Source organism: Pseudomonas sp. AC070 (genome assembly GCF_979258635.1).
Map to the genome: position 1 here is coordinate 2,368,525 of NZ_OZ409871.1, position 22,321 is coordinate 2,390,845.

The window sequence follows — 22,321 nt, forward strand, 5'->3', positions numbered from 1 at the left end:
CGTCTAGCGAATTGTGGTGCTACAGTTTTTAAGCCACGAAGGCTAAGCAAATTTCGCTCGTCGCTTCTTTAACTTTATGAGTATCCAGGTGAATAAAATTTCTGAGTGGATTGGGGCCTACCGCATTCCTGTTCTTGTTGGAGCTCTATCGTTCTCGTGTGTGCTTGGCTTCGCCGCGACCGAAGCTTATCGGCTAATGGTGGAGGGGAGGTTTCGTGACGCGGAGAGGGCGCTGATCCGCGAAAATGCCTTCAGTCTTGAGGGCGTTACGCTAAACGGCAAAGGAATGGGCGCCCTGCTGTTAGCGGGGTTGATTAACTCATCGGTAAGGACTGCTTCACTTGAGCCGGACATCCGCCACGCTCGGCAATTTAATATCGCCCAACCTGCGCTGAAAGTGATCGCTAAGCGCGTAGGCGCAAGTCTCGCGTTCGTGGTCGACGGCGAGGGCGTCATTAAAAGTGATTGGAGCGGTGAAAACATATCGCCAATCGGAGTGGACGTGCGCAATCGTCCCTATTTCCAACAGGCGATGAAGGGGCTTCCAAGCGTTAGCGGCGGTGTGAGCCCTGTGTCTGGCCGGCTTGTGTATTACGTGGCGGCGCCGGTGTATTTGGAGGCCTCGTCGGATGAAGTGACAGGCGCTGTGGTCGGGCGATTTGAAGCCAGTGAGTTAGGAGACTTTGTCAGAAATGACGGTTCGCGCATCGGGTTTGTGATTTCTCCTCAAGGGGTTGTGTTTACCTCTGGGCGCTTGGAGTGGAGTCTGCGCACGACGGAGCAAAAAACTCCGGCGCAAATAAAGGAAATCGCGGAAACCACGCAGTTCGGCGCTTATTTTGACGATGAAAGCAAGGTCAGAGCGCTTCCTTTCAATCTGTCCGAAGACACCGTAACGATCGAAGGACAGCGTTACGCGGTATCGTCAGCTCCGGTCGACTGGAATGACCCGCGCGGTAAGTGGAAACTCGTCACAATCAGCGCTCTTGCGCCGGTGTACAGCTTTAAAGAAGGCTTTTGGATTTCATTTCTAACCGCTGGATCCTGCGGTTTATTAATGTGGTTCTTTCTTCGGCGATTATCGGATATGCGTATTCGTCGTAGCGACTCATTAGAAATCGCCCGGCAACATCAGCGCTTGCAATTGATTTTAGATAACGCCCCAGTTGCAGTTTGCATTATTTCCGACGATCTTAAAATCGGTACTACGGGAATTGTTCGGTTCGCCAATCCGCTATTTACCAATACGTTTGATGTGCGGGTCGATGTGCCTATGCCGCGTCTATATGTCCGCGGTGATGAGCGTGAACAATTGCGCGAAAGGTTGCGCCGTGAAGGCGTAGTGGAACAGCATGAAACGCAGGTCTATGACAACAATCATCAAATTCGAGACGTTTTAGTCAATTTCCTCCGCATCGATTTTTTGGGCGAGACCGGCACGCTTGGATGGCTTATCGATATTACGGCGCAAAAGGTAACCGAGCGAGAAATGTCTACCGCGATGAGCGCCGCCGAGTCTGCTAATAAAATAAAAGGTGAATTTCTGGCAAATATGAGCCATGAAATCCGCACGCCAATAAACGCTATCATGGGGATGTCGTTATTGGCACTGCGAGGGGGGTTGGATCCGCTCCAGCGTAACTATATTGAGAAGGTTCACAAAGCCGCCAATTCCTTGCTTGATCTGATTAATGACATTCTAGACTTTAGTAAACTCGAGTCGGCCAAGATGGAGATTGAACACGAAGAGTTTCGTCTGGAGGATGCGTTCGACGATCTTTCCAATGCTATTAGTCTGCGGGCTAATCAGAAGAACATTGAGTTTCTGTTTGATATCTCCGCCAATGTTCCTGCTCTGTTAATAGGGGACCGACTTCGTTTGGCGCAGGTGCTTATTAATCTTGGCAACAACGCGGTGAAATTTACCGAGCGAGGTGAAGTCATCGTTGGGGTGGAACTGGTAGAGGCTGTAGAAAAAAGGCTCACCTTGCATTTTTGGGTCAAAGACACCGGGATAGGGCTTACCGAGGAACAGAGGGCGAAGCTGTTCAATAGTTTCACCCAGGCAGATTCTTCCACTACTCGACGGTACGGCGGTAGTGGCCTGGGACTTGTCATATGCAAGCAGCTGGTGGAGTTGATGGATGGCCAGATTTGGGTGGAGTCCCAGTACGGTGAGGGGTCGACTTTCCACGTGCACGTCGATCTCGACTGCGTCGAAGCGCCTGACGCCAGCTTATTGCCAGCCACTGCTAATTCGCTAAGCGGCGTCCGCGCACTGCTGGTTGACGACAATGCCTCGGCTCGTGAAATTGTTACGACGATGGGTTTGTCGTTGGGAATGCAAGTTGACCAAGTTGCCAACGGCATCGAGGCACTCATCGCTATCGATAAAATGGAGCGGTCCGGCGGACGGTACGATCTCATTTTGCTCGACGAAAACATGCCGATCATGGGCGGGGCGCATTGCTTGCGGCTCATTCGGCAACGGGCGAGCCACCACGACGTCCGGGCAATTCTCATCGGCTCTGCAGGCGGCGAGGGCGATGCTCAGGTGCAAGATGCTGAAGCGTTCAACGCCGTGATGGTAAAGCCGCTGACGATCGCCAAATTGGCGGGCTCCTTGAGCGAAGCCCTAAGCCATTCCGCGCCGCTGCCTGCCCGGAAGGTTCGAGACGACAACAGATCCATTGATCTTCGTTCGCGCTTGCCTGGCCATCGCATTCTTCTGGTTGAAGACAATGAGATGAACCAGGAGCTGGCGGTTGCTTTGCTGGCTCAGGCTGGCGCCGAGGTTGTGGTGGCTGGCAACGGGCAGCGTGCGCTTGACGTTCTCGCCAAAGACCGCTCGTTCAGTTTCATTTTGATGGACTGCCAAATGCCAGTAATGGACGGGTATACCGCGACGCAGCACATACGAGCTGATCTGCGTACACAGGCAATTCCGATCATTGCGATGACGGCCAGCGCCATGAAAGGAGACCGGGAGAAAGCGTTGGCGGCGGGAATGGATGACTACATCACCAAGCCGCTCGATGTGCTGAGCATGTTCACCACCATCGCCAAGTGGGTTAAGCCGCTTCCTACCCCGGCCACTGCGAAAACTTCGGCTGAGCCGTCAGCGGTTTCCGAAACAATTGGTGCGCTTCCTGGTGTCGATGTTGAAGCGGGTTTGTCCGTTTGCATGAACAACACGGCGCTTTACATCAAGTTGTTGAAGATGTTTCGTCAACAAGCGGAGGACTTCTCCTCGGAGTTCCATGCAGCAGTCGAGGAGGGCGACGAGGTGTCAGCTACGCGCCTCGCTCATACGGTGCAGGGCACCGCCGGAAACATAGGGGCGTTCGACGCACAACGCGCGGCAGCGGCATTGCAACGCGCCTGTCAGGAGCAATTGCCGCAGTCGGAAGTGGAAAGCCGATTGCAGGCGCTTGTGAAGGAATTAGCCATTGTTGCTGACGGGTTGGAACGACTCGGGAAGTAACCTCCTACGGCATTTGAGGAAACATCGAGTTCAATGGCTTGGTCACCCTAAGGACACTTGCTGGCTCATTCTTTACGAGCCTTGACCATGTTAGCCAAGCACATGCGCATCCTGATTGCAGACGCCGACCCGCTGGTTCGCGCCAATGTAGAAAAACTCATGAATAACGCTGGTTGTTTCGGCATTGCTTCGGTCGCCACGCTGGATGAGCTGTTGTCGTTGATCGACTTTGGCGATAAGCCCTTTGACCGCGTGTTAATCAATCGCCGGCTTCTTGGACATGAATACACCGAAGCACTCAAAACACTGAGCAGTTTTCGTAACGTGGTGATCTACCGCAGCGGTTTTCAATTCGATCGCCTTGCCGATCCGCTTTGCAGCGACAGCACCTGCCTCGATGACGGCCTAGAGCCGTCTTACACCTTGCACTGACTCATCGCAGTTACGAATAAATGGCCGAATGATGGGGATAGTCTGCGGTTCTCGCCCCCATGATCATTTCCCCAATCCAACTATTGAGAATCGAGGTGTAGGCCTTTTGGTCGCTGTCCTGGCTGAGCGCATGGTCGGCGCCATCCACAATGCGATGGGTTAGTGAGTGGGCCTTTTCGAAGGCCGCGCGGTAGCTCATCAGCGTGGTGTGGGGCACATAATCGTCGTGCTCCGACTCCACTAACAGCACGTCTCCCTTGAATTTTGCGCAGCAGGCCAGGGCGCGGTTCTGTTCTGGCAAGCACAGCGTGCGCCGGTAACGCGCCAGGCGCTCGCGGTCCAGAAGCTGTTTGGGCACCGTCCATTCTTCGTCCCAGTACAACGCGGGGACGCGCAATGCGAGCCACCGTACCGGACGCATGTCGGTAAGAAACGTCGCCAGATACCCCCCGTAACTACTGCCGATCACTGCGATTTTGTCCGGATCGATTGCCGGATGGCCCGCCAGTTGGTCGTAGGCTGCAACGATGTCCGCCAGGTTCTGTTCCCGTGTCACGGTCTGTTTGCTGGCTGACGTGCGCTCGTGGCCGCGCAGGTCGAAGGTCAGGCATACGCAGCCGAATCCGGCGATGCCTTTGGCGCGTGCCAAGTCCCTCTGTTGGCTGCCACCCCAACCATGTACGAAAAGTATGCCCGGCACTTTCTGTTCCGGGGACATGAGGGTTCCGGCGATTGTTTCGTTATCAACGCGAATGTCTATGGTCTGGCTATGGGCAGGCATTGAGGTCAACCTTTACGAATTTGCTGATAGTGCCGTGGGGCGCAACTTCGCCTTGGAACAGGCGCGTCGCACCCGCTGGGGCGTCATCGCCATATGTTTCGTAGGTGCTTGCCTTCAGGCACAGGATTTCGGGGTGTTGCTGCAAGGCTTCCAGCGCGAAGACTTCAGCAGGACTAGCGCCGCCGATGCGCCAAGACTGTTCCAGAACGCCAGAGCGTTCTTCCCCCAGGGCGTCGATACCCTGGGCAATGTCGTAGTTGCGACGCGAGGCGATCAGCCCCAGGCAATCGAACGCGGCTTGTTCATACGTAACGGCCTGCTTGATCGCCAAACGGGCGTGCGCCGATAACGGCAGCGCATCAAGCGCTTCATAGCCCCCGCGCACGATCATCAAATCAGAGCCGCCGTAGACCTGCGCGCCGCTGTCGTCTTGGGTTAAGCGTTGCGAGCCGTAATAGCTGGCGACGAGCCCGGCGACTTGGATTTGTCCCACGCTGAACGTCACGACCTCCTTCAGGTGTTCCTCCAGTACCAGACCCCATTTCGAGACTTCCTGAGCATCCGCCTGGCGTAAACACGCGCTGAGTTCAGCGGCGTTTTCCACCAACGTCTGACCTCGACCGGCTTTGCCTCGCACAGCTTTCACCCGCACGGGCCCATGCGCCAGCAGGGCCGATCCGGCCAGCTCGGCATCGCTCAGGTCAAACACCGTGGTGCCGCGCAATACCGCATCGGCCGCCTGTTGGTGAAACTGCGCGGTCCAGCCTTCGGGCGTCACGGTCGGCTGCTCGATCAAGGGGTGGCTAATGGCTTTGGTCGCCATGAAGGGGAACCGCACGACGCCGCCGAAGAAGTCCTCGGCGCTGGCTATCCCGAGCGCCTTCATCTGCTGGATGCCCGCCACCGTTTCGCTGGGGATCCAATAACAGGCGCTGTTGTTTTCGGAAGACGTCTGTACGGGCAGACCGAGCAGGCCGCCGAATTTCTCTGCCAGTACCTGCTGAACTGCGCGCTCGTGGTCGGCCAGTGGCGTGTCGAGGGTCAGCAGTGCGACGGCGCGTTTTGTGTTCATCCGGGCTCTCTGTCGTTGAGCATCGTCCCGCGGGCTGCGCGGACGGGCATAACGTGAGAAGGAAGAATGCGCCGTTCGGTTCCCTTTTCCGCACGACGCATTGTTCTCCGGCTAACGCACCTCGGAAGGTTCGCCGCCGCTTTGGGCGCTGTCCCGCTCTGGTTCTTGAATGCGGTAAGAAGCGACGTACAAAGCCGGCAGGAACAGCAAGGTCAGCAGCGTGGCGCTGATGATGCCGCCGATCATCGCAAAGGCCATCGGCCCCCAAAACACTTCGCGTGCGATAGGAATCATGCCCAGGCTGGCCGCTGCAGCAGTGAGCAGAATGGGGCGGGTTCGGTGATGAGTCGCTTCAATGACCGCGTCCCAAGCGTGTGAGCCTGCCTCGCGGAATTCGTCGATCTGCGTCACCAGAATCACCGAGTTGCGAATGATGATGCCGATAAGCGCTAGCACCCCAAGAATCGCCACAAAGCCCAACGGTGTGCCGGTGGGCAAAAGCGCGGCAACCACGCCGATCAAGCCCAGTGGTGCGACGCTGGCAACCAGAAACAGCTTCTTCACGCTTTGCAGCTGAATCATCAGAAAGGTCGCCATCAAAAACAGCATCAGCGGTATCACCTTGCCAATCGGTCCCTGCGCCTTGCCGCTTTCCTCGACGGTGCCGCCCGGTTTGATCCGATACGCCGCCGGCAAGTTCGCGGCGAACTCGTCTATTTTCGGCTGCAGTTCGGCCATCACGTCGGTGGGTTGTTTGTCGCCGTGCACGCTGGCTTTGAGGGTGATGGTGGGCTTGCGATCGCGGCGCCATACCAGCGGTTGCTCAAGCTCATAGCTCACCGTGGCGAATGCGCGCAGCGGAATAGAAGTGCCACGCGGCGTGGTGATTTGCAGGTTTTCCAAGGTCTCAGGGGAACGTCGTTCGCCTTCCTCGGAACGGCCCACCACGTTAATCAGATAGATGCTGTCGCGAACCTGAGTGACGTTTGCGCCGGTCACCACGCTGTTCATGGTCTGCGCCACGTCTTGTGACGACAGCCCCAACTGCCGGGCTTTGTCTTGCGCCACGTCAATTTTCAGCACCCGACCAGGCTCGTTCCAGTCGTAAATCATGTCGCCGATATCGGCGTTACCGTCGAGCAGTCCGGCCACTTGCATGGCGTATTCGCGCACCTGCTCGATGTTCGGCCCGCTGATGCGGTACTGAATCGGCCGTCCTACAGGCGGGCCCATTTCCAACGGTTGAACCAGGCTGCTGATGCCAACGAAGTCTTCCCGCAAACGGGCCTTCAGTTCAGCGGCCAGGCGTTGGCGCGCTTCCAGGTCTTTGCTGACGATCACTAGCTGGGCATAGAAGGGGTTTTGCAGTTGTTGGTCGAGCGGCAGATAGAAGCGCGCGGCGCCCTCGCCGATATACGTGCTCCAGCGCTGAATGTCGGGGCTGTCCTTGATGGTGGCTTCCAAACGGTCCACGACTTGGCGGGTTTCCTCCAGGCTGCTGTTCTGCGGCAGGTTCAGGTCGACCAACAATTCCGGCCGGTCGGAAGAGGGGAAGAATTGCTGCTGCACAAATTGCATCAGCACGATCGAGGTCACGAACAGCGCCACCGTCAAGCCGATGCTCAGCCAGCGATGACGCATTGCCCACTTCAAGCCGCGGTCCATGCCTCGGGTCAGCCGGCCGGGTTCTTTGTCTTTTTTGTGGCTCAGCGATTTCGGTAAAACATGGACGGCGATAACCGGGGCGAACAAAACCGCCACCAGCCACGACACCAGCAGCGCCACAGCAATAACGGCGAATAGGGTGAAGGTGTACTCGCCCGCCGAGCTGGCATTCAGACCAATCGGCACAAAGCCTGCCACCGTCACCAACGTGCCGGTGAGCATCGGGAAGGCTGTGGAGGTGTAGGCGTAGGTGGCGGCTTGGGCGCGGGTGTCGCCGGCCTCCAGGCGCGTGACCATCATTTCCACGGTGATCATCGCGTCGTCTACCAGCAGGCCGAGGGCTATGATCAGGGCGCCCAGGGAAATCCGCTGCATGGTGATGCCGCTGTATTCCATGAACACGAACACCATGGCCAACACCAGCGGAATGGAGCACGCCACCACCAAACCGGCGCGCACGCCCAGGCTGATAAAACTCACCACCAGCACAATTACCACCGCTTCGAACAGCGCACTGGTGAAACCGCCTACGGCTTTGTTCACCACTTCGGCTTGGTTCGACACCTGATGCACGCCGACGCCGACCGGCAACTCCGCCGTTATTTCCTCCATGCGCTGGTGCAATTGCTTACCGAAGGTCTGAATGTTCCCACCGTCGCGCATGGCAACGGCTAAGCCGATGGCAGGTTGGCCGTTGAAGCGGAACAGCGATTCCGGCGGATCCTGAAAACGGTGCTCGATGGTGGCCAGGTCGGCCAAGCGATAGAACTGATCGTTAACCCGCAAATTCACCGCTTGCAGGTCTTCCTGCGAGCGGAATTCGCCGGACGTGCGCACCGAAATTCGCTCGGGGCCGGCCTCGATCACACCGGATGGCGTCACGCTGTTTTGCGCTTGCAGGCTTTGCACCACCTGGCTTTGGTCCAGCCCCAACGCGGCCAGTTTGCGGGTGGAGAAGTTCAGGTACAGCACTTCGTTTTGTTCGCCGATCAACTGCACCTTGCCCAAGTTGTCGACGCTGCGGATATCAAGGCGCACCTGTTCCACATAGTCGCGCAGTTGCCGGTAGCTCAGGCCGTCGCCGGTGAAGGCGTAGATGCTGCCGAACACGTCGCCGAATTCATCGTTGAAGAATGGCCCCTGCAAACCTTGGGGAAATTCGCCCTGGATGTCGGTGATTTTCTTACGCACCTGGTACCAGATGTCGGGGATGTCTTTGCCGTTGGTGGTGTCTTTCAGGTACACGAATACGGTCGATTCGCCGGGCCGCGTGTAGCTCTTTACGTAGTCCAGCGTATCCAGTTCTTCGAGTTTCTTTTCGATGCGGTCGGTGACTTGGTAAAGGGTGTCGTTCACCGTCGCGCCCGGCCAGCGGGTTTGGATGACCATGGTTTTGATGGTGAATGAAGGGTCTTCCTCCCGCCCCAATTCAAAGTAGGAAAAAATCCCCATGACCAAGGAAACAGCCATCAGATACCAGACCAACGACTGATGGCGCAGGGCCCAGTCCGACAGGTTGAAACCGCCCGTTTCCCGACTCATTGCACTGCTCCTGGGTCCAGCTTGACGACTTGTCCGGGTTGCAAACTGTTCACGCCGGCGCGCACCACGTGTTCGCCGTCGCGTAGGCCTTCGCCAATTACCACCGAGTCGCCTTCACGTCTTAACACCTGCACGGTCCGCTGATTCACGGCGAGACTCGTGGGGTCGATTACCCAGACCTGCGCGCGGCCGTTTTCGACGCGGTCGCCAATCAATACGCTGGCCGGCAACGTGCTGTGTGCGGCCGTTTGGCTGCTGAGTTCGACGTTAACGGTGGTGCCCAGCCGCAGTTCTTCCGGGCTGTCGATCAAACTCAGGCGCACGCGTCGCGAGCGTGTGGTGGGGTCGGCCTGCGGTGCCATTTCGCGAACCTGTGCCTGGGCCTGAACGTCTGGCTGTAATTGCGAGCGCACGGTAAAGCGCGCTTCAGCGGGCAATTGCGCCACTTGTTCGTCAGGCAGGTCGAACACCGCTTCGCGCACATCGGGGCGGGCCAGAGTCAACACTTCCTGGCCGGCCGCGACCACTTGGCCGGTTTCTGCGCGCCAGGCGGTGACCACGCCGGGGAAGTCGCTGAGCAGGCGGGTGTACTGCACCTGGTCTTTGGCGTTTTGCACGTCGGCGGCCATTTGGTCGAGGTTGGCGCGCGCCGTTTTCAGGCGTGTTTGCGCGTCATCGAGATTGGCTTTGGCGCCCACGCCGCGGTCGAACAGTTCCTGCTGGCGGCGTGCATCGGCTTGCGCGTCGATCCACTGCGCGTTGGCGCTGGCCATCTGACCTTCGCGGGCGCGCAGCTGATTTTCCTGGTCGCTGGGGTCGAGGGTGGCGAGCAGGGTGCCTTTGTCGACTTTGTCCCCGACGTTCACGGTGCGTGAGGCAATGCGGCCGTTGGTGCGAAAGCCGACGGTGGTTTCGTAACGGGCTTCGATGGTGCCGGCGTAGCGGCCCACCGTGGCTTGCTGCTGGGTACTGACCACGCTGTAGAGCACTGGACGCGGCGCTGGTTTTTCCGGTTTTTTTTCTGAGCAGGCCGTCAATCCCAGGGCCAGGCAGATGGACAAAGCCAGCAGTGTGAAACGCTTCATGGCGCGGCCTCCCGACTGTTACCCGCAGGTGGCGGCGCGGCGATTTTCGCTTTTTCGGGTTCGGCGGCTTTGTCCGGCGTGGCGATTTCTACCACTTGCCCCGGATGCAGCAACTGCCCTCCGGCGACCACTACGTGTTGGCCAGCTTTCAAACCTTTGCCGATCATCACCGTGCCGCTGCCGTACGCCACATCACTCACTGGTTGCAGGGTGACTTTCTGCTGGTCATCCACCAGCCATACCGCCGGCTGATTCTGGCTTTTAAACAGCGCCGACCATGGCAGCACCACGCGGTTGCTGGTTTTAGGGTGCACGGTGGCGCTGACCACGGCGCCCAGGTTCATTTCTTCCGGTGCGTTTTCCAGCGCCACCTTGACCTTCACCGTGCCGCTTTGCGCATCGATGGTTGGGGTTATCTCGCGCACCTTGCCTTGCGCCGTGACGGCGGGGCGGTTCAGCAGGCTGACGGTCACCGGTTGTTCGGCCAGGTCAGCGTTGAATAGCGATTCGTACACATCGAAAACCGCGTCCCGTTCGCCCGCGCGTGCCAGGGTGAAGATCGGCACCGTGGCTTGCACCACTTGCCCGGCCTCAGCCTGACGCTGGGTGATGACGCCATCGGCGGACGCGCGTAGTTCGGTGTAGGTGAGCAAGTCGCGGGCGTTGGCCAGCTGCGCCTGGGCGGCGCTGTAGGAACTGCGACTGGAGCGCAACTGGGCCTGCGCCTGGTCGAATTCGCTTTTGCTGGTGTACCCCTTGGGCAGCAGCTGTTGCTGACGTTTGAAACTCACTTCAGCCAGACGCAACTGCGCCTCCTGCGCCTGCAAAGCGGCGCGGGCGGTATCGACATTGGTTTGCTGTTCTTGCGGGTCAAGGCGAGCCAACACTTGGTCGGCCTTCACCTGGTCGCCGACCTCGACCATGCGCTCAATAATCTTGCCGCCGACGCGAAATGACTGCTGCGCTTCAACGCGCGCCTGAATATCGCCGGTCAGCTCCACTTGGTCGCTGAAATCACCGGGCTTAACGCTCTGCACGAGCACGCGGGTATGGGGCGGCGTTTGCTGTTTGTCGTCGCAGCCGGCGAGCGCCAGGCACGCGGCGATTGCCAGCAGAATCGCGAGGGTCGACGGCTTGCGCTCAGGCCATGCCTGTTCCGGCATTGGAAAACTCCTATTCCTTTAAGACGGCGGCGAACGCCATGTCGTGCATGGGTTTGAGAGGAAGCCATAGGTGGGAAAGTTCAAGTTTTCAAGCAGATAACGGCCTAGACGACGAAATTCGACCATGAATGGATGCGGTTACAAACCTACCTGAACCGATCTGGCGTTGCGCCAGTCAGCAGGTAAGACACCGACACATTTAACGCGGAGATCAGCGTATGACCCATTGGGTGATCAGCTATAACAGGGACCAAAACACGTCCGTTCTGGATGTCGATCAGGACGACAAGCCTAGCGTCGATCAGGCGGTGGAGTATGTATGGAAATGGGCTGAGCAGAATCTGGAGAAAGGCGAATTCGGCGATCCGGAGGAAGAGGCGACCGAGCTGCCGCTGAAATTGCTGAAGGATTACGGCATCACCATTACCGGCATTTTCCCGAAATAGCCGGGGGAACTAATCGACCTGGCAGGCCTGCTTGCGCGGGCCTGCCCACACCACGCTTAAACCGATTCGCCGCCGCATTGGCGGATCAACCTTAGCGCTTGTTCAACCGACAGCGGTTCGCGCATCCGCTCTGCCAACAACGCCGTGGCCGCCTCGCGCTGGCATGCCACCACGCCTTCTACCTGACCCTGGCTGCAGAGCAGGGCGATAAAGTGCAGGTTCGCCAGATCGCCTTCAATAATGGTTTCCTGCCAGTCTTTGGCGTGGCCGAGGTAGTCGAAGCGCTTGCCGAAATGCTGGGTCCAGAAGAACGGCACGCTGTCGTAGGCCACTTCGCCGCCGAGCATATTTTGCGCAGCGATGCGCGCGTGTTGCTGGGCCACGCGCCAATGTTCGATGCGCAGGTGTTCGTCGGCCAAGGGGAAGCGCGCGATATCACCAGCCGCCCACAGGCCCGGCGCGGCGCGCATGTGTTGGTCCACCACCAGCGCGCCGTCGTCGCATAAGCGCAGGCCCTGCAGCAGGTCGGTAGCGGGGCTCACGCCGACGCCGACCAGCACCAGGTCGGCGGCAATGCGTTCACCACAGGCCAGGCGCACCGCCTTTACGTGTTGGTCTTGCTCGGCTTCGTCGGCCTCGAAGCTCACGGCTTCCTCACCCACGCGAAACACCACGCCGTTGCTCTCGTGCAGCAGGCGGATGGCGCGGCCCACTTCAATGCCGAATTGCTTGGCGAAAGGCACTTCATGGCGGGCGATCACGGTCACGCCGAGGCCACGTTTGCGCAACGAACTGGCCGCTTCAAGGCCGATGAAACTGTCGCCGATAATCACCGCGCGATCGCCCGGCAGCGTGGCGTGCAGGATGTCCGCGGCATGCGCACGGGAGCGCAGCACATGCACGTTGTCCAACTGCGCGCCGGGCAGGTCCAGGGTTTTCGGCTTGGCGCCGGTGGCCAGCAGCGCGGAGTCGTAACGGTACAGACGACCATCGCTCAGCTCGATTTCGCGGCGCTGGGCATCCATGCGATTGACATGGCCATGCACGCGCTCGATGCGCTGGTCGCGGTAGTAGTCGTCGTCTTTAAGGTCGGGAATCTGCGCTGGCGCCATGTCGCCAGCGATTACAAATTTGCTCAGCACCGTGCGGTCAAAGCCCGGCGCCTCCTCACGGTCGATCAGTAACAAGCGCCCGGCAAACCCATGCTCTCGCAATGCCGAAGCTGCCGCTGTACCGGCTGCGCCACCGCCGACGATGGCGAATAAACGCTCGTCTGGCGATTGGGAGTTGTCGATTAAAGCGGGCAGCGGTTGATCGTCCACATACACCTGGCCGTCGCGAATGGTCACCGCGTAACGCTGCAAATCTTCCAGCGCTGGCGGTTCGCACACGTGCCCATCACTCAGGCGGAACGTGCCTTTGTGCCACGGGCAAATCAGCCGTCCGTTGCACAGTGCGCCGTCCGCTAACGGCGCGCCGGCGTGCGGACAATTGCCCTGAAATGCCTGCACCGTGTCGCCGGTTCGCAACAGAATCAACGATTGCTCACCAATCTTGCCCTGGCCAATCTGGCCGTCGGGCAAATCTGCCAAGCAGGCGACATAGTGCAGTGGCATGGACAGCTTTCCTTAACGTGAACGACAGGGGCTAACGCAAGCGTTAACGACCTCAGGGTTTTTCGTAGGGCGGGTATTCATCGCTAGGCGCGCGCTTCTCGGCCCGCGGATCCGGCGCATCGTCGGGAATGCGCGGTGGATGCCGCGGGTCGATTTGCGGGTCGGCAAGGTCCGGCGAATCCGGGTCGAAGTCCGCTTCGGAATCGACCTGCTTGCCGGCTTGCTGACGCGGATACCCGGGAAGCCCCCGGGTATCGGCCGGCGTGTCTTGAGCAGGCCACTGCTCGGCGTCGAGCGTGGCCCCGTCACGATCCGGCGGCGCGGTGTGTTGAGCGTTCATACAACCTCCGCTGGGCTTAGTGGTCGTGCTTGGCTTTTAGCTGCTTGGCCATTTCCAGGTGGTGTTCCAGGGCGGGCAGCTTCTCTTTGGCGAAAGCTTGCAGCTCTGGGTTTTCATTCGACTCGGCTTGTTTCTTGAACAGCTCGATGGTCTGTTCGTGGGCGGCTACCTGGTTGCCGGCGTAGCCCTTATCGAACGACTCGTCGCGCATTTCCAGCAGCAGCTTTTTGGCTTTGTCGATCATCGACGCTTCGTCTGGCACCTCGATGTTCTGCTTCTTGGCCAGGGCGGTGAGCTCTTGATTCACCTTTGTGTGGTCCGCCTGCATGGTGGTGGCGAACTCGCGCACGTCGGTGCTTTTGCTTTTTTCCAGCGCCAGCTTGGCGGCTTCAATTTCCAGGATGCCGCCTTGGGTGGCGTTTTCGACGAAGGAATTGGACTCGGCGGCCACGGCACTTGCCAGGGCGCTGAAGCTGAGAACGCAAGCCAGACCGAAGTGTTTGAGCGGGGTAGTGTTCATTCCATTTTTCTCCACTGTGACGCGAACGGGTCGTCGCTAATAAGTGGACGGGTGGGTTTGGCGGAAGGTTTCGATTATTTGCCGAGCGGTACGGTGGGGTGTTTTTTTGGTTTTTTTGGTTTTTAGGTGCATGCGCGTTAGAGGGGGTTAGACGGGTACCGATACATGAACGAGCCTGGATCCCGAACCGGGCTTGGACAAAGCTATGCGAAAAAAACACCGTCATCCCCGCGCAGGCGGCGGTCCGACGATTCGGGATCCAGGCTTGCATGGTGAACGCCGATTTTGACGACGCGGCCGTAGCATGTGCACTAATCCTTACGATTCAGCGCCGCACTCAACATCTGCGCCACCTGTTCAGACGAGTAAGGTTTGCGCAGGAAGGCGAAACCCTGGAAGCCTTCGGCGGACAACGTCTGGCTGTAACCGGAGGTGAGGATGATCGGCAGACCGGGGCGGCGGCGGCGCAGTTCGGTGGCCAGGTTCAGGCCGCCAATGCCGGGCATCATCACGTCAGAAAACACGGCGTCGAATTCCAGCGCCTCAGGGCCCATGCGTTGCAGGGCTTCCTCGGCGGTGCTGGCCCAGGTCACGTCGTAGCCCAGGTCTTGCAGCATGTCGGCGGCAAAGCTGCCGATCTCTCGGTTGTCTTCCACCACCAGTACCCGCTGCTGCGTACCACGCAGGGTTTGTTGCATCGGTGGCGGGACAGGTTCAGTAAGCCCGGCTTGCGCTTCCACCTGCGGCAGAAACAGGGTGAACGTGGTGCCTTGCCCGGGCACGGAGTACACGTCGACGTCGCCGCCCGATTGCTTGGCAAAGCCAAACACTTGCGACAAGCCGAGACCAGTGCCCTGGCCAATTTCCTTGGTGGTGAAGAAGGGTTCGAATATTCGCGACATCACCGCTGGGGCGATTCCGGCACCGGTGTCGGTAACGGCAATCGCGGCCAGCAGGCCGGCCTCGGCCGCTGACTGGGAAGCCGATGGCATGCGCTGGTTGCACGTCAGGCGCACCGTCAGTTGGCCTTCGCCGCCCATGGCGTCGCGGGCGTTGATGGCCATGTTGATCAGCGCGGTTTCCAATTGACCGAGATCGGCCCGAACAAAACACGGCTGCCTTGGCAATTCCAGCACCACCTGAATGCGCGCGCCTGCGGCCGAGTCGAGCATGTCGTGCAAGGCCTCCAGGCGTTGGCCCACTTCGAACACTTGCGGATGCAGCGGTTGGCGGCGGGCAAAGGCCAGCAGTTGCCCAGTGAGCTTAGCGCCGCGCTCGATGGTGTTGGAAATGGTGTCGATGTAACGGTTGCGGCGCTCCAGCGGCAGATCGGTGCGGCGCAAGAAGTGGATCGAGGAGCGAATGATGGTCAGCAGGTTGTTGAAGTCATGGGCCACGCCGCCCGTGAGTTGGCCGATGGCCTCTAATTTCTGCGCTTGGCGCAGTTCCGCTTCGGTTTCGACCAGCCGCGCCGTGCGTTCCTCCACCCGTAACTCCAGCGTGCTATTGAGCGTGGCCAGGGCGTTCACGGCTTCACGTAATTCGGCGTCGGCGCGCACCCGCTCGATGTGTGCCCACGAACGTTCGGTGACTTCACGCAGCAGGCCCATATCGGTATCGGTCCACTGCCGGGGCACGTTGTCGTGGATAGCCATCAACGCCGTAAGGCGGCCGTCTTTGATCAGCGGCATGCAGATGGTCGCCGTGATGCCCAGGGCCTGGAACGCCGCCGATTCGTGGCTGGGCAGCTCGCTGAGGTTGTCGTTGATAATCAACGGCAGCCCGGCGCTGAGGTTGCGCACAGCCAGCTCGCCAAAGTCGGCCAGGCGATAAATGCCGAGAATATGCGGCGAGCCCGGCGCGGCCCAATCGCCGCGAATGGTGAAGCCGTCCTGGTCGGTGTGCATATCGGCGTAGGCGCAGTTCGACAGGCCTAACTGCTGCGCCAGCATGCGCGTGGTGGCGGCCAGAATCACATCGGCGCTGGTGGCCGTTGCCACCGCACGCCCGAGGCCATCGAGAAAGGCCAGGCGCTGGTTGGCCACCACCGTGGCCGTGGTTTCAGCCACGGTATCGAGGATGCCAACGACCTTGCCGGTGTGGTCGCGAATGGGGCTGTAGCAAAAGGTGAAGTAGGCCTGCTCCGGGGCGCCGCCGCGCTCGATCAGCAGCGGGAAATCTTCCAGGTAGGTGGCTTGGCCTGCAAAAGCGGCGTCGGCGAAGGCGCTGATATCGGGCCACGCTTCGCTCCACACGTCGCTGAACGAGCGGCCCAACGCAGAGGGTTTATTGCCGAGAATTTGATTGAAGGCTTGGTTGTGCAGGGTAGTGAGGCTTTCGCCCCAAACGATGGCTTGCGGGAAGCTTGAACCGAGGCTCAGGGCAACGGTGGTCTTTAAAACATCCGGCCAATCCTCAATCGGCCCCAGCGGCGACGAGGCCCAGTCGTAGGCTCGTATCCGCTCCACCATCTGCTCGTCACCTTTGAGCCACTGCGCCATCTGTCCCCATCCGTAGCCAATCAAACACGTCTTTTTCGTGGCGTTCCTTATACCGTCCTGCACCTATGCATCCAAGCCAAAGGTGAAAACGCTGATAGGCAGTGCGGCCTGTCGCACGCGCCTGCTGATCTATAGTCAATCGGTAACGATTCGGCAAAACAGGGGTGTGCGGTGAGAGCAATGTTGTGGGCTGTGGTCTGGCTTGTGCACAGTGCGGCGGCATCGGCCGCTGAAGATATCACCCTGTTTTGCTACCAGAACAAACCGCCGTACGTGGTGGATTACGCCGCGCAACAAGGGCTGTATTTCGACCTGTCGCAGCGGCTGGAAGCGTTGATGCCGGATTACCACTTTGCCGTTCGTGAGATTCCCCGCAGGCGCCTCGATCGGCAATTGACCGAGGACCGGCTGCCGGGTCTGGTGCTCGGCGTGAGCCCGGCGTGGTTCCCCAGTTCGCCGGCCTTTACGCTGACAAAGCCGTTTATCGATGACGTTAATTTGCTGGTGTCGCGCAACAGCGGCGAGCCCGCGCGGCTCACGCTCGACACCGTGCCGGGGCATCGCTTGGGGCTGGTGGCCGGGCATTACTACCCGGAACTGATTCCTCTGCTCACGAGCGGTTCGGTGAAACGCGAAGACAGCGTCGACGAGCGCGTGAACGTCGAACGCCTGCAACGCGGTTGGATCGACGCCACGGTAGTGGGCAAACGCACCCTGGAATTTTTCTGGTCTGAGCGACCGGCCTTGCAGGCCGAGTTATTTGTCGCCGAGCCGATGAGTCGCTACGAGCGCCACCTGCTGGTCCCCACGGCCTACGCTCGGTTGTTGCCAGCGCTCAACAAAGCCATTGAAACGCTGGCCAACGACCCCGAATGGCAGGCGAGGGTGGCGGCTTATCGGTAGCCGCCACGGCCTGCTTTTAAAGCTCAAAAAGCATCGAGGCTAAAGCCTCTCCCACAGACGGAGTGGTTTGGGCGGGTCTAGGCAGGGTTCGCCTTGGCGCGGCGAACCACGAGGGCGCCAATTATCAGGCCGAGCGTGGCGGCAATGGCCGAGGCGAGCAGCACACCGAGCTTGGCGGCACTGAGTAGGCCATCGTCGGTAAAGGCCAGTGAGGCGATAAAGATCGACATGGTGAAGCCAATGCCCGCCAGGCAGCCAATCAAACCCAGCCACGACCACGTCATGCCCGGCGGCAGCACGCACCAGCCCAGGCGCACCAGCAGCCAGGTGCTGAACATCACGCCAAGCGGCTTGCCAATCACCAGCGCGCAGAGCACGCCGAACATCACTGTCAGCGAGGCCGAATCGTTGAGGTCGACGCCGCCGAGGCTGACGCCCGCGTTAGCCAGCGCGAACAACGGCATCACGCCATAGGCCACCCAAGGATGCAGCGCCGCCTGCACGCGGATCACCGGCGGCAGCAATTCGCGCTGTGCGGTGCGCAGCTGTTTGACCGAATGCAAGACCTCGCCGGTGTCTTCCTCGGCGCGGTGCGTGAGGTTGTGCAGGGCGCCCCTGGCCTTGTCCAGCGGACCCTCGGTATCGGGGCGGGAAAACACCGGCGTCATCAGCCCCAACACCACGCCGGCCAGGGTGGGATGGGCGCCGGTTTTCAACAGGCCGAACCATAAAATGGCGCCGGGCAGCACATAGGCAAACGCGGAGCCGATGCCAATTTGCTGAAAGATCAACACCAGCACAATGCCCGCAGCGGCGATCAGGAAACCGATGGGCTCCAGGCCGCCGGAATAGAACACGGCAATGATCAGCACCGCGGCAATGTCATCGATGATCGCCAGCGCCAGCAAAAATACCCGCACGGACGGCGGAATCGATTTGCCCAGCAAGGCCAGCACGCCCATGGCGAACGCGATGTCGGTGGCCGTGGGCACGGCCCAGCCGGCGCGCAGGTTCGGGTCGACGTTAAGGGCGACGTAGATCAGCGCTGGCACCACTACGCCGCCGAGCGCGGCGGCCATCGGCAGGGTCGCCAGCTTGAGTGTGGCGAGGGCGCCTTCGTGAATTTCGCGGCGAATTTCCAGGCCAACCACCAGAAAGAACACGGTCATCAAACCGTCGTTGATCCAGAAGTGCAGGGTCTGGGAAATTTGCCAATCGCCCAAGCCAAGGCTGATCGGCATGTGCCAGAGGTGGTGATAACTGTCGGCGGCCGAGGAGTTGGCCCAGATCAGGGCGATGGCAGCGGCGAGCATCAAAACGATGCCGCTGACGGCTTCGATATGAAGGAAATGCTCGAGGGCGCTAAATGCTTTGTCGGCTACGCGGCGCGCAGCCGGAAGAGCCTTTGGGGGAAGGGGTCGGTTCATGGTCGCTCACTTTTTCAGACTGTGCGGCGGCCCGACCAACACAAAAAACCTGCCCGGCTGCGCAACTGCAGCCGTGACACCCGCCGGCAACCTTACACAACGAAAACCGATACCGCCACCCGCGATTTACTCGGTCAGGGTCATCAGCACATCGGAATACCAGGCGCAATTAAGGCCCAGCGCTTCGTCCAGCTCCTGATCGCGGTTAACGTCCAGACGCGATGAATGCACGCCCAGCAGCAGCCACGGAAGCTCGCGGTTATCGTCGGCGGCCATGCGCATCACAATCGGTGCGCCGCTAGAGCCACGGTGCGTGCGCGCGTCGGTGAGGAAGTAGCCTTCACCCTTGAACCGCAGGCCAAACGCCGAAGCAATGCTGGCCTGCCGCGCTACGGGCATGTGGTGCAAGGTGTCGTGGAAACCCAGCGGGAAACCGACCACCAGCAAGGGGCTGCCGATTTCGATGGGCTTGGTCAGATCGGCCAGGTGCTCAGGCGTGAAAGCCAGGTACGCGGTGGTCGGCGGCAGGGCGCTGCGATCAATTTCGACCACGGCAATATCGATTTCACCGCCCGAATCGGTGCCTTGGCGCCACAGGCTTTTACCGTCTTTGAACAGCGGAATGGAGAAGCCGATGGACTCCGCCAGGTTGTTTTTATTGGTGTGCAGCTCGATTTCCAGGCGGCTCGGGTGATGCTCGGTCGGAGCGTCGACGACCACGTGACGGCTGGTGACCAGAAACAGGCGTTCGTCGCGCTGGAAAAAAAAGCCACTGGCGTTGGTGAGTGGGCGGTCCAGGTCGTAGGTGGACACGCGCGTAGCGGCGAGAAGGAGAGGTTCCAGCATGATGAGTTACATCCTGTAAAGAAGCTGCGGTGTTAAGTAAGAAGGGCGCAGCGGCTGGAAGGTTCGAGCGATATTTTTGCGCCGGCAAAGCGGGTTTCGTCAGGACAGCGAAACCCGCATTGAAAGCGCTGCGGTTATTTGTCCACCACCGGGCGGTGCATGTGGAAACGCTGGCTTTCTTCGATGGCGAAATAGTCGGTCGGGCCGCCGCCGCGCATGATCGGTTGCGCCAGCACGGTGTTGTACACGCCGTCCTCCAGCACCGCCGTATCGATGTGCACCGCCACCACCTCGCCCAGCACCAGCCAGGTATCAATCAGCCCGCCGTCGGCTTTCTGCAGCTGCACGATATCGCTCAACCGGCACTCGAAGGACACCGGGCTGGCCAGCACCCGTGGCGGTTTCACCAGGCGTGAAGGCGCGGTCTCCAGGCCTGCCAGCTCGAACTCATTGACCTCGGGCGCTACCAGCGCCGACGAGGTATTCATCTGCTCAGCCAACGGGCGGCTCGCCAGGTTCCAGACAAACTCTTTGCTGGCCGCAATGTTTCGTACGCTGTCTTTCCAGCCGATGCTGGAAAAGCCAATGATCGGCGGCGTGTAGTTGAAGGCATTGAAGAAACTGTATGGCGCCAGATTGAGTACGCCGTCAGGGCTTTGCGACGAGATCCAGCCAATCGGCCGTGGGGCGACGATGGAATTGAGCGGGTCGTGTTTCAGGCCGTGGCCGAGTTTGGGTTCGTAGAAATGGAATTCACGCATGGAGGACCTCAAGTGCTCTCTGTGGGCGGGCGATTAACCGCGCTGCTCCTAAAAACATCCCGGCTAAAGCCGCTCACACAGGTAAGGGGGTTAGCCGTTAATCACGCGGTAGCACGGCACATAGGCCGCGCCGCCGGGCAGTTTCATGCGGTGTTGCTCAACAAAGGCTTGCAGCAGTTTGTCCAGCGGCTCCATCACGGCGGGGTCGCCATGAATTTCGTAGGGGCCGAATTCTTCGATCAGGCGAATGCCGGTGGCCTTCACGTTGCCCGCCACAATGCCGGAAAACGCGCGACGCAAATTCGCCGCCAGCTCGTGCGGGGCGATGCTGCGGTTGAGTTTCAGCGCTGCCATGTTGGCGTGGGTCGGCTCGAATGGGCGCTGGAAGCCTTCATCGATTTTCAGCAGCCAGTTGAAGTGGAACGCGTCGTTGCGCTCGCGGCGGAACTGTTTCACCTGCTTCAGCCCCTGAGTCATCTGCCGCGCCACTTCAGCGGGGTCATCGACAATGATTTGATAATGCGCCTGCGCCGATTCCCCCAGCGTTGCCCCAATAAACGCGTGCAGCTGCTCGAAATACGCCTTGGCGCTTCTCGGTCCGGTGAGGATGACGGGGAAAGGCAGGTCCTGGTTGTCCGGGTGCATCAGGATGCCGAGCAGATACAGGAACTCTTCGGCCGTACCGGCGCCGCCTGGGAAAATGATGATGCCGTGGCCGACTCGCACGAACGCTTCCAGGCGTTTTTCGATGTCCGGCAGAATCACCAACTCATTGACGATCGGGTTCGGTGCCTCGGCAGCGATGATGCCGGGCTCGGTCAGGCCCAGGTAACGGCTGCCGGTGATGCGCTGTTTGGCATGGCTGATGGTCGCGCCCTTCATTGGGCCTTTCATCACGCCTGGGCCGCAGCCGGTGCACACATCGAGGCTACGCAGGCCCAGCTCGTGGCCGACTTTCTTGGTGTACTTGTATTCCTCGGTGCTGATGGAGTGCCCACCCCAGCACACGACAATTTTCGGCTCCACGCCGGGTCGCAGGGTGCGGGCGTTGCGCAGCAGGTGGAACACGTAATCGGTGATGCCCTGGGAGGTTTCCAGGTCGATGCGTTGGCTGTCGAGTTCGTTCTCGGTGTAGACGATGTCGCGCAGGGCGCTGAACAGCATTTCGCGGGTGCTGGCGATCATTTCGCCATCGACAAAGGCGTCGGCCGGCGCATTCAACAACTCCAGGCGCACGCCACGGTCTTGCTGGTGGATGCGCACTTCGAAGTCTTTGTAGGCGTCGAGAATGGTTTTGGCGTTATCGATATGGGCGCCGGTGTTGAGGATAGCCAGGGCGCACTGGCGGAACAGGTCGTAGATGCTGCCGGAACCAGCTTCGCTGAGTTGTTGCACTTCGCGTTGGGACAATGTTTCCAGGCTGCCCTTGGGGCTGACGGAGGCGTTGATGACTTGTCTGTGGCGCATTCTGTTTTCCATAAAGAGGAGCGGTGGACAGGAGCACTCCGGCTCCGGTGTGGGGGTAGTTTGCCGTGTGGGAGGGGGGATGTCACAGGGCGATGCAGGTCGGGGTTTTTTGCGGGCTGGGTGTATGGCTAGAGACCGGTGGGGAGTGGGGGTTGTTCCGTTGGGGCTTGTACTGCGAGCGTTATCAAAACCTCCGTCATCTGCGTTCTCGGAGTGACGGAGGAATTACCAAACACCACCGTCATCCTCGCGAACGCGGGGATCCAGTAT

17 protein-coding genes are annotated in these 22,321 nt (G+C 59.8%); 4 read left to right on the forward strand and 13 right to left on the reverse strand.

Annotation, left to right across the window (positions count from 1 at the left end; genetic code table 11):
* The first annotated feature begins 88 nt into the window (after positions 1-88).
* Positions 89-3,484, forward strand: a complete 3,396-nt coding sequence (locus ACZZ0Q_RS10700; RefSeq protein WP_463560557.1) for a response regulator — start codon at positions 89-91, stop codon at positions 3,482-3,484.
* Positions 3,485-3,571: 87 nt separating this feature from the next.
* Positions 3,572-3,916: an ANTAR domain-containing protein gene (locus tag ACZZ0Q_RS10705; protein ID WP_463539027.1), complete on the forward strand. Its 345-nt coding sequence runs from the start codon at positions 3,572-3,574 to the stop codon at positions 3,914-3,916.
* Between the two features lie 10 nt (positions 3,917-3,926).
* On the opposite strand, the gene ACZZ0Q_RS10710 is transcribed toward ACZZ0Q_RS10705, so the two are convergent.
* From ACZZ0Q_RS10710 to ACZZ0Q_RS10730, 5 genes are all read right to left on the reverse strand, one after another.
* Complete coding sequence (locus ACZZ0Q_RS10710) at positions 3,927-4,697, reverse strand: alpha/beta hydrolase family protein (protein ID WP_463539026.1); 771 nt, start codon at positions 4,695-4,697, stop codon at positions 3,927-3,929.
* Positions 4,684-5,769 (reverse strand): DUF3182 family protein, encoded by a 1,086-nt coding sequence (locus tag ACZZ0Q_RS10715; RefSeq protein WP_463539025.1) that lies wholly within the window; start codon positions 5,767-5,769, stop codon positions 4,684-4,686. Before ACZZ0Q_RS10715 ends, ACZZ0Q_RS10710 begins: the two co-directional genes overlap by 14 nt.
* 111 nt (positions 5,770-5,880) lie before the next feature.
* The gene (locus ACZZ0Q_RS10720) at positions 5,881-8,976 is read right to left on the reverse strand and encodes an efflux RND transporter permease subunit (RefSeq protein WP_463539024.1); all 3,096 of its coding nucleotides are present in this window, start codon (positions 8,974-8,976) and stop codon (positions 5,881-5,883) included.
* On the reverse strand, positions 8,973-10,061 hold the full coding sequence (locus ACZZ0Q_RS10725) for an efflux RND transporter periplasmic adaptor subunit (protein WP_463560558.1): 1,089 nt from the start codon (positions 10,059-10,061) through the stop codon (positions 8,973-8,975). The genes ACZZ0Q_RS10720 and ACZZ0Q_RS10725 overlap by 4 nt, the downstream gene beginning before the upstream one ends.
* Positions 10,058-11,224 (reverse strand): efflux RND transporter periplasmic adaptor subunit, encoded by a 1,167-nt coding sequence (locus ACZZ0Q_RS10730; RefSeq protein WP_463539023.1) that lies wholly within the window; start codon positions 11,222-11,224, stop codon positions 10,058-10,060. Before ACZZ0Q_RS10730 ends, ACZZ0Q_RS10725 begins: the two co-directional genes overlap by 4 nt.
* A gap of 218 nt (positions 11,225-11,442) precedes the next feature.
* Here ACZZ0Q_RS10730 and ACZZ0Q_RS10735 point away from each other — a divergent pair, with 218 nt between their 5' ends.
* Complete coding sequence (locus ACZZ0Q_RS10735; RefSeq protein WP_463539022.1) at positions 11,443-11,670, forward strand: hypothetical protein; 228 nt, start codon at positions 11,443-11,445, stop codon at positions 11,668-11,670.
* Between the two features lie 56 nt (positions 11,671-11,726).
* Here ACZZ0Q_RS10735 and ACZZ0Q_RS10740 read toward each other — a convergent pair whose 3' ends face one another.
* The 4 genes from ACZZ0Q_RS10740 to ACZZ0Q_RS10755 all read right to left on the reverse strand — a co-directional run bounded on the left by ACZZ0Q_RS10740 (position 11,727) and on the right by ACZZ0Q_RS10755 (position 16,647).
* Complete coding sequence (locus ACZZ0Q_RS10740; protein ID WP_463539021.1) at positions 11,727-13,286, reverse strand: FAD-dependent oxidoreductase; 1,560 nt, start codon at positions 13,284-13,286, stop codon at positions 11,727-11,729.
* Positions 13,287-13,338: 52 nt separating this feature from the next.
* Positions 13,339-13,626, reverse strand: coding sequence for a DUF6021 family protein (locus ACZZ0Q_RS10745; RefSeq protein WP_122495761.1), 288 nt, complete (start codon positions 13,624-13,626; stop codon positions 13,339-13,341).
* Positions 13,627-13,642: 16 nt separating this feature from the next.
* Entirely contained in the window at positions 13,643-14,146 is a 504-nt protein-coding gene (locus ACZZ0Q_RS10750; protein ID WP_463560559.1) for a DUF4142 domain-containing protein, read from the reverse strand.
* A 311-nt stretch (positions 14,147-14,457) separates the two neighbouring features.
* Positions 14,458-16,647 (reverse strand): ATP-binding protein, encoded by a 2,190-nt coding sequence (locus ACZZ0Q_RS10755; protein ID WP_463539019.1) that lies wholly within the window; start codon positions 16,645-16,647, stop codon positions 14,458-14,460.
* A 180-nt stretch (positions 16,648-16,827) separates the two neighbouring features.
* Here ACZZ0Q_RS10755 and ACZZ0Q_RS10760 point away from each other — a divergent pair, with 180 nt between their 5' ends.
* On the forward strand, positions 16,828-17,550 hold the full coding sequence (locus tag ACZZ0Q_RS10760; RefSeq protein WP_463539018.1) for a hypothetical protein: 723 nt from the start codon (positions 16,828-16,830) through the stop codon (positions 17,548-17,550).
* Between the two features lie 77 nt (positions 17,551-17,627).
* On the opposite strand, the gene nhaA is transcribed toward ACZZ0Q_RS10760, so the two are convergent.
* The 4 genes from nhaA to ppnN all read right to left on the reverse strand — a co-directional run bounded on the left by nhaA (position 17,628) and on the right by ppnN (position 22,051).
* On the reverse strand, positions 17,628-18,977 hold the full coding sequence (nhaA, locus tag ACZZ0Q_RS10765) for a Na+/H+ antiporter NhaA (RefSeq protein ID WP_463539017.1): 1,350 nt from the start codon (positions 18,975-18,977) through the stop codon (positions 17,628-17,630).
* Between the two features lie 126 nt (positions 18,978-19,103).
* Positions 19,104-19,823, reverse strand: coding sequence for a S1 family peptidase (locus ACZZ0Q_RS10770; RefSeq protein WP_463560561.1), 720 nt, complete (start codon positions 19,821-19,823; stop codon positions 19,104-19,106).
* 134 nt (positions 19,824-19,957) lie between these two features.
* Entirely contained in the window at positions 19,958-20,584 is a 627-nt protein-coding gene (locus ACZZ0Q_RS10775; protein WP_463539015.1) for a flavin reductase family protein, read from the reverse strand.
* A 90-nt stretch (positions 20,585-20,674) separates the two neighbouring features.
* Positions 20,675-22,051: a nucleotide 5'-monophosphate nucleosidase PpnN gene (gene ppnN, locus ACZZ0Q_RS10780; protein WP_463539014.1), complete on the reverse strand. Its 1,377-nt coding sequence runs from the start codon at positions 22,049-22,051 to the stop codon at positions 20,675-20,677.
* Between the last annotated feature and the right edge of the window lie 270 nt (positions 22,052-22,321).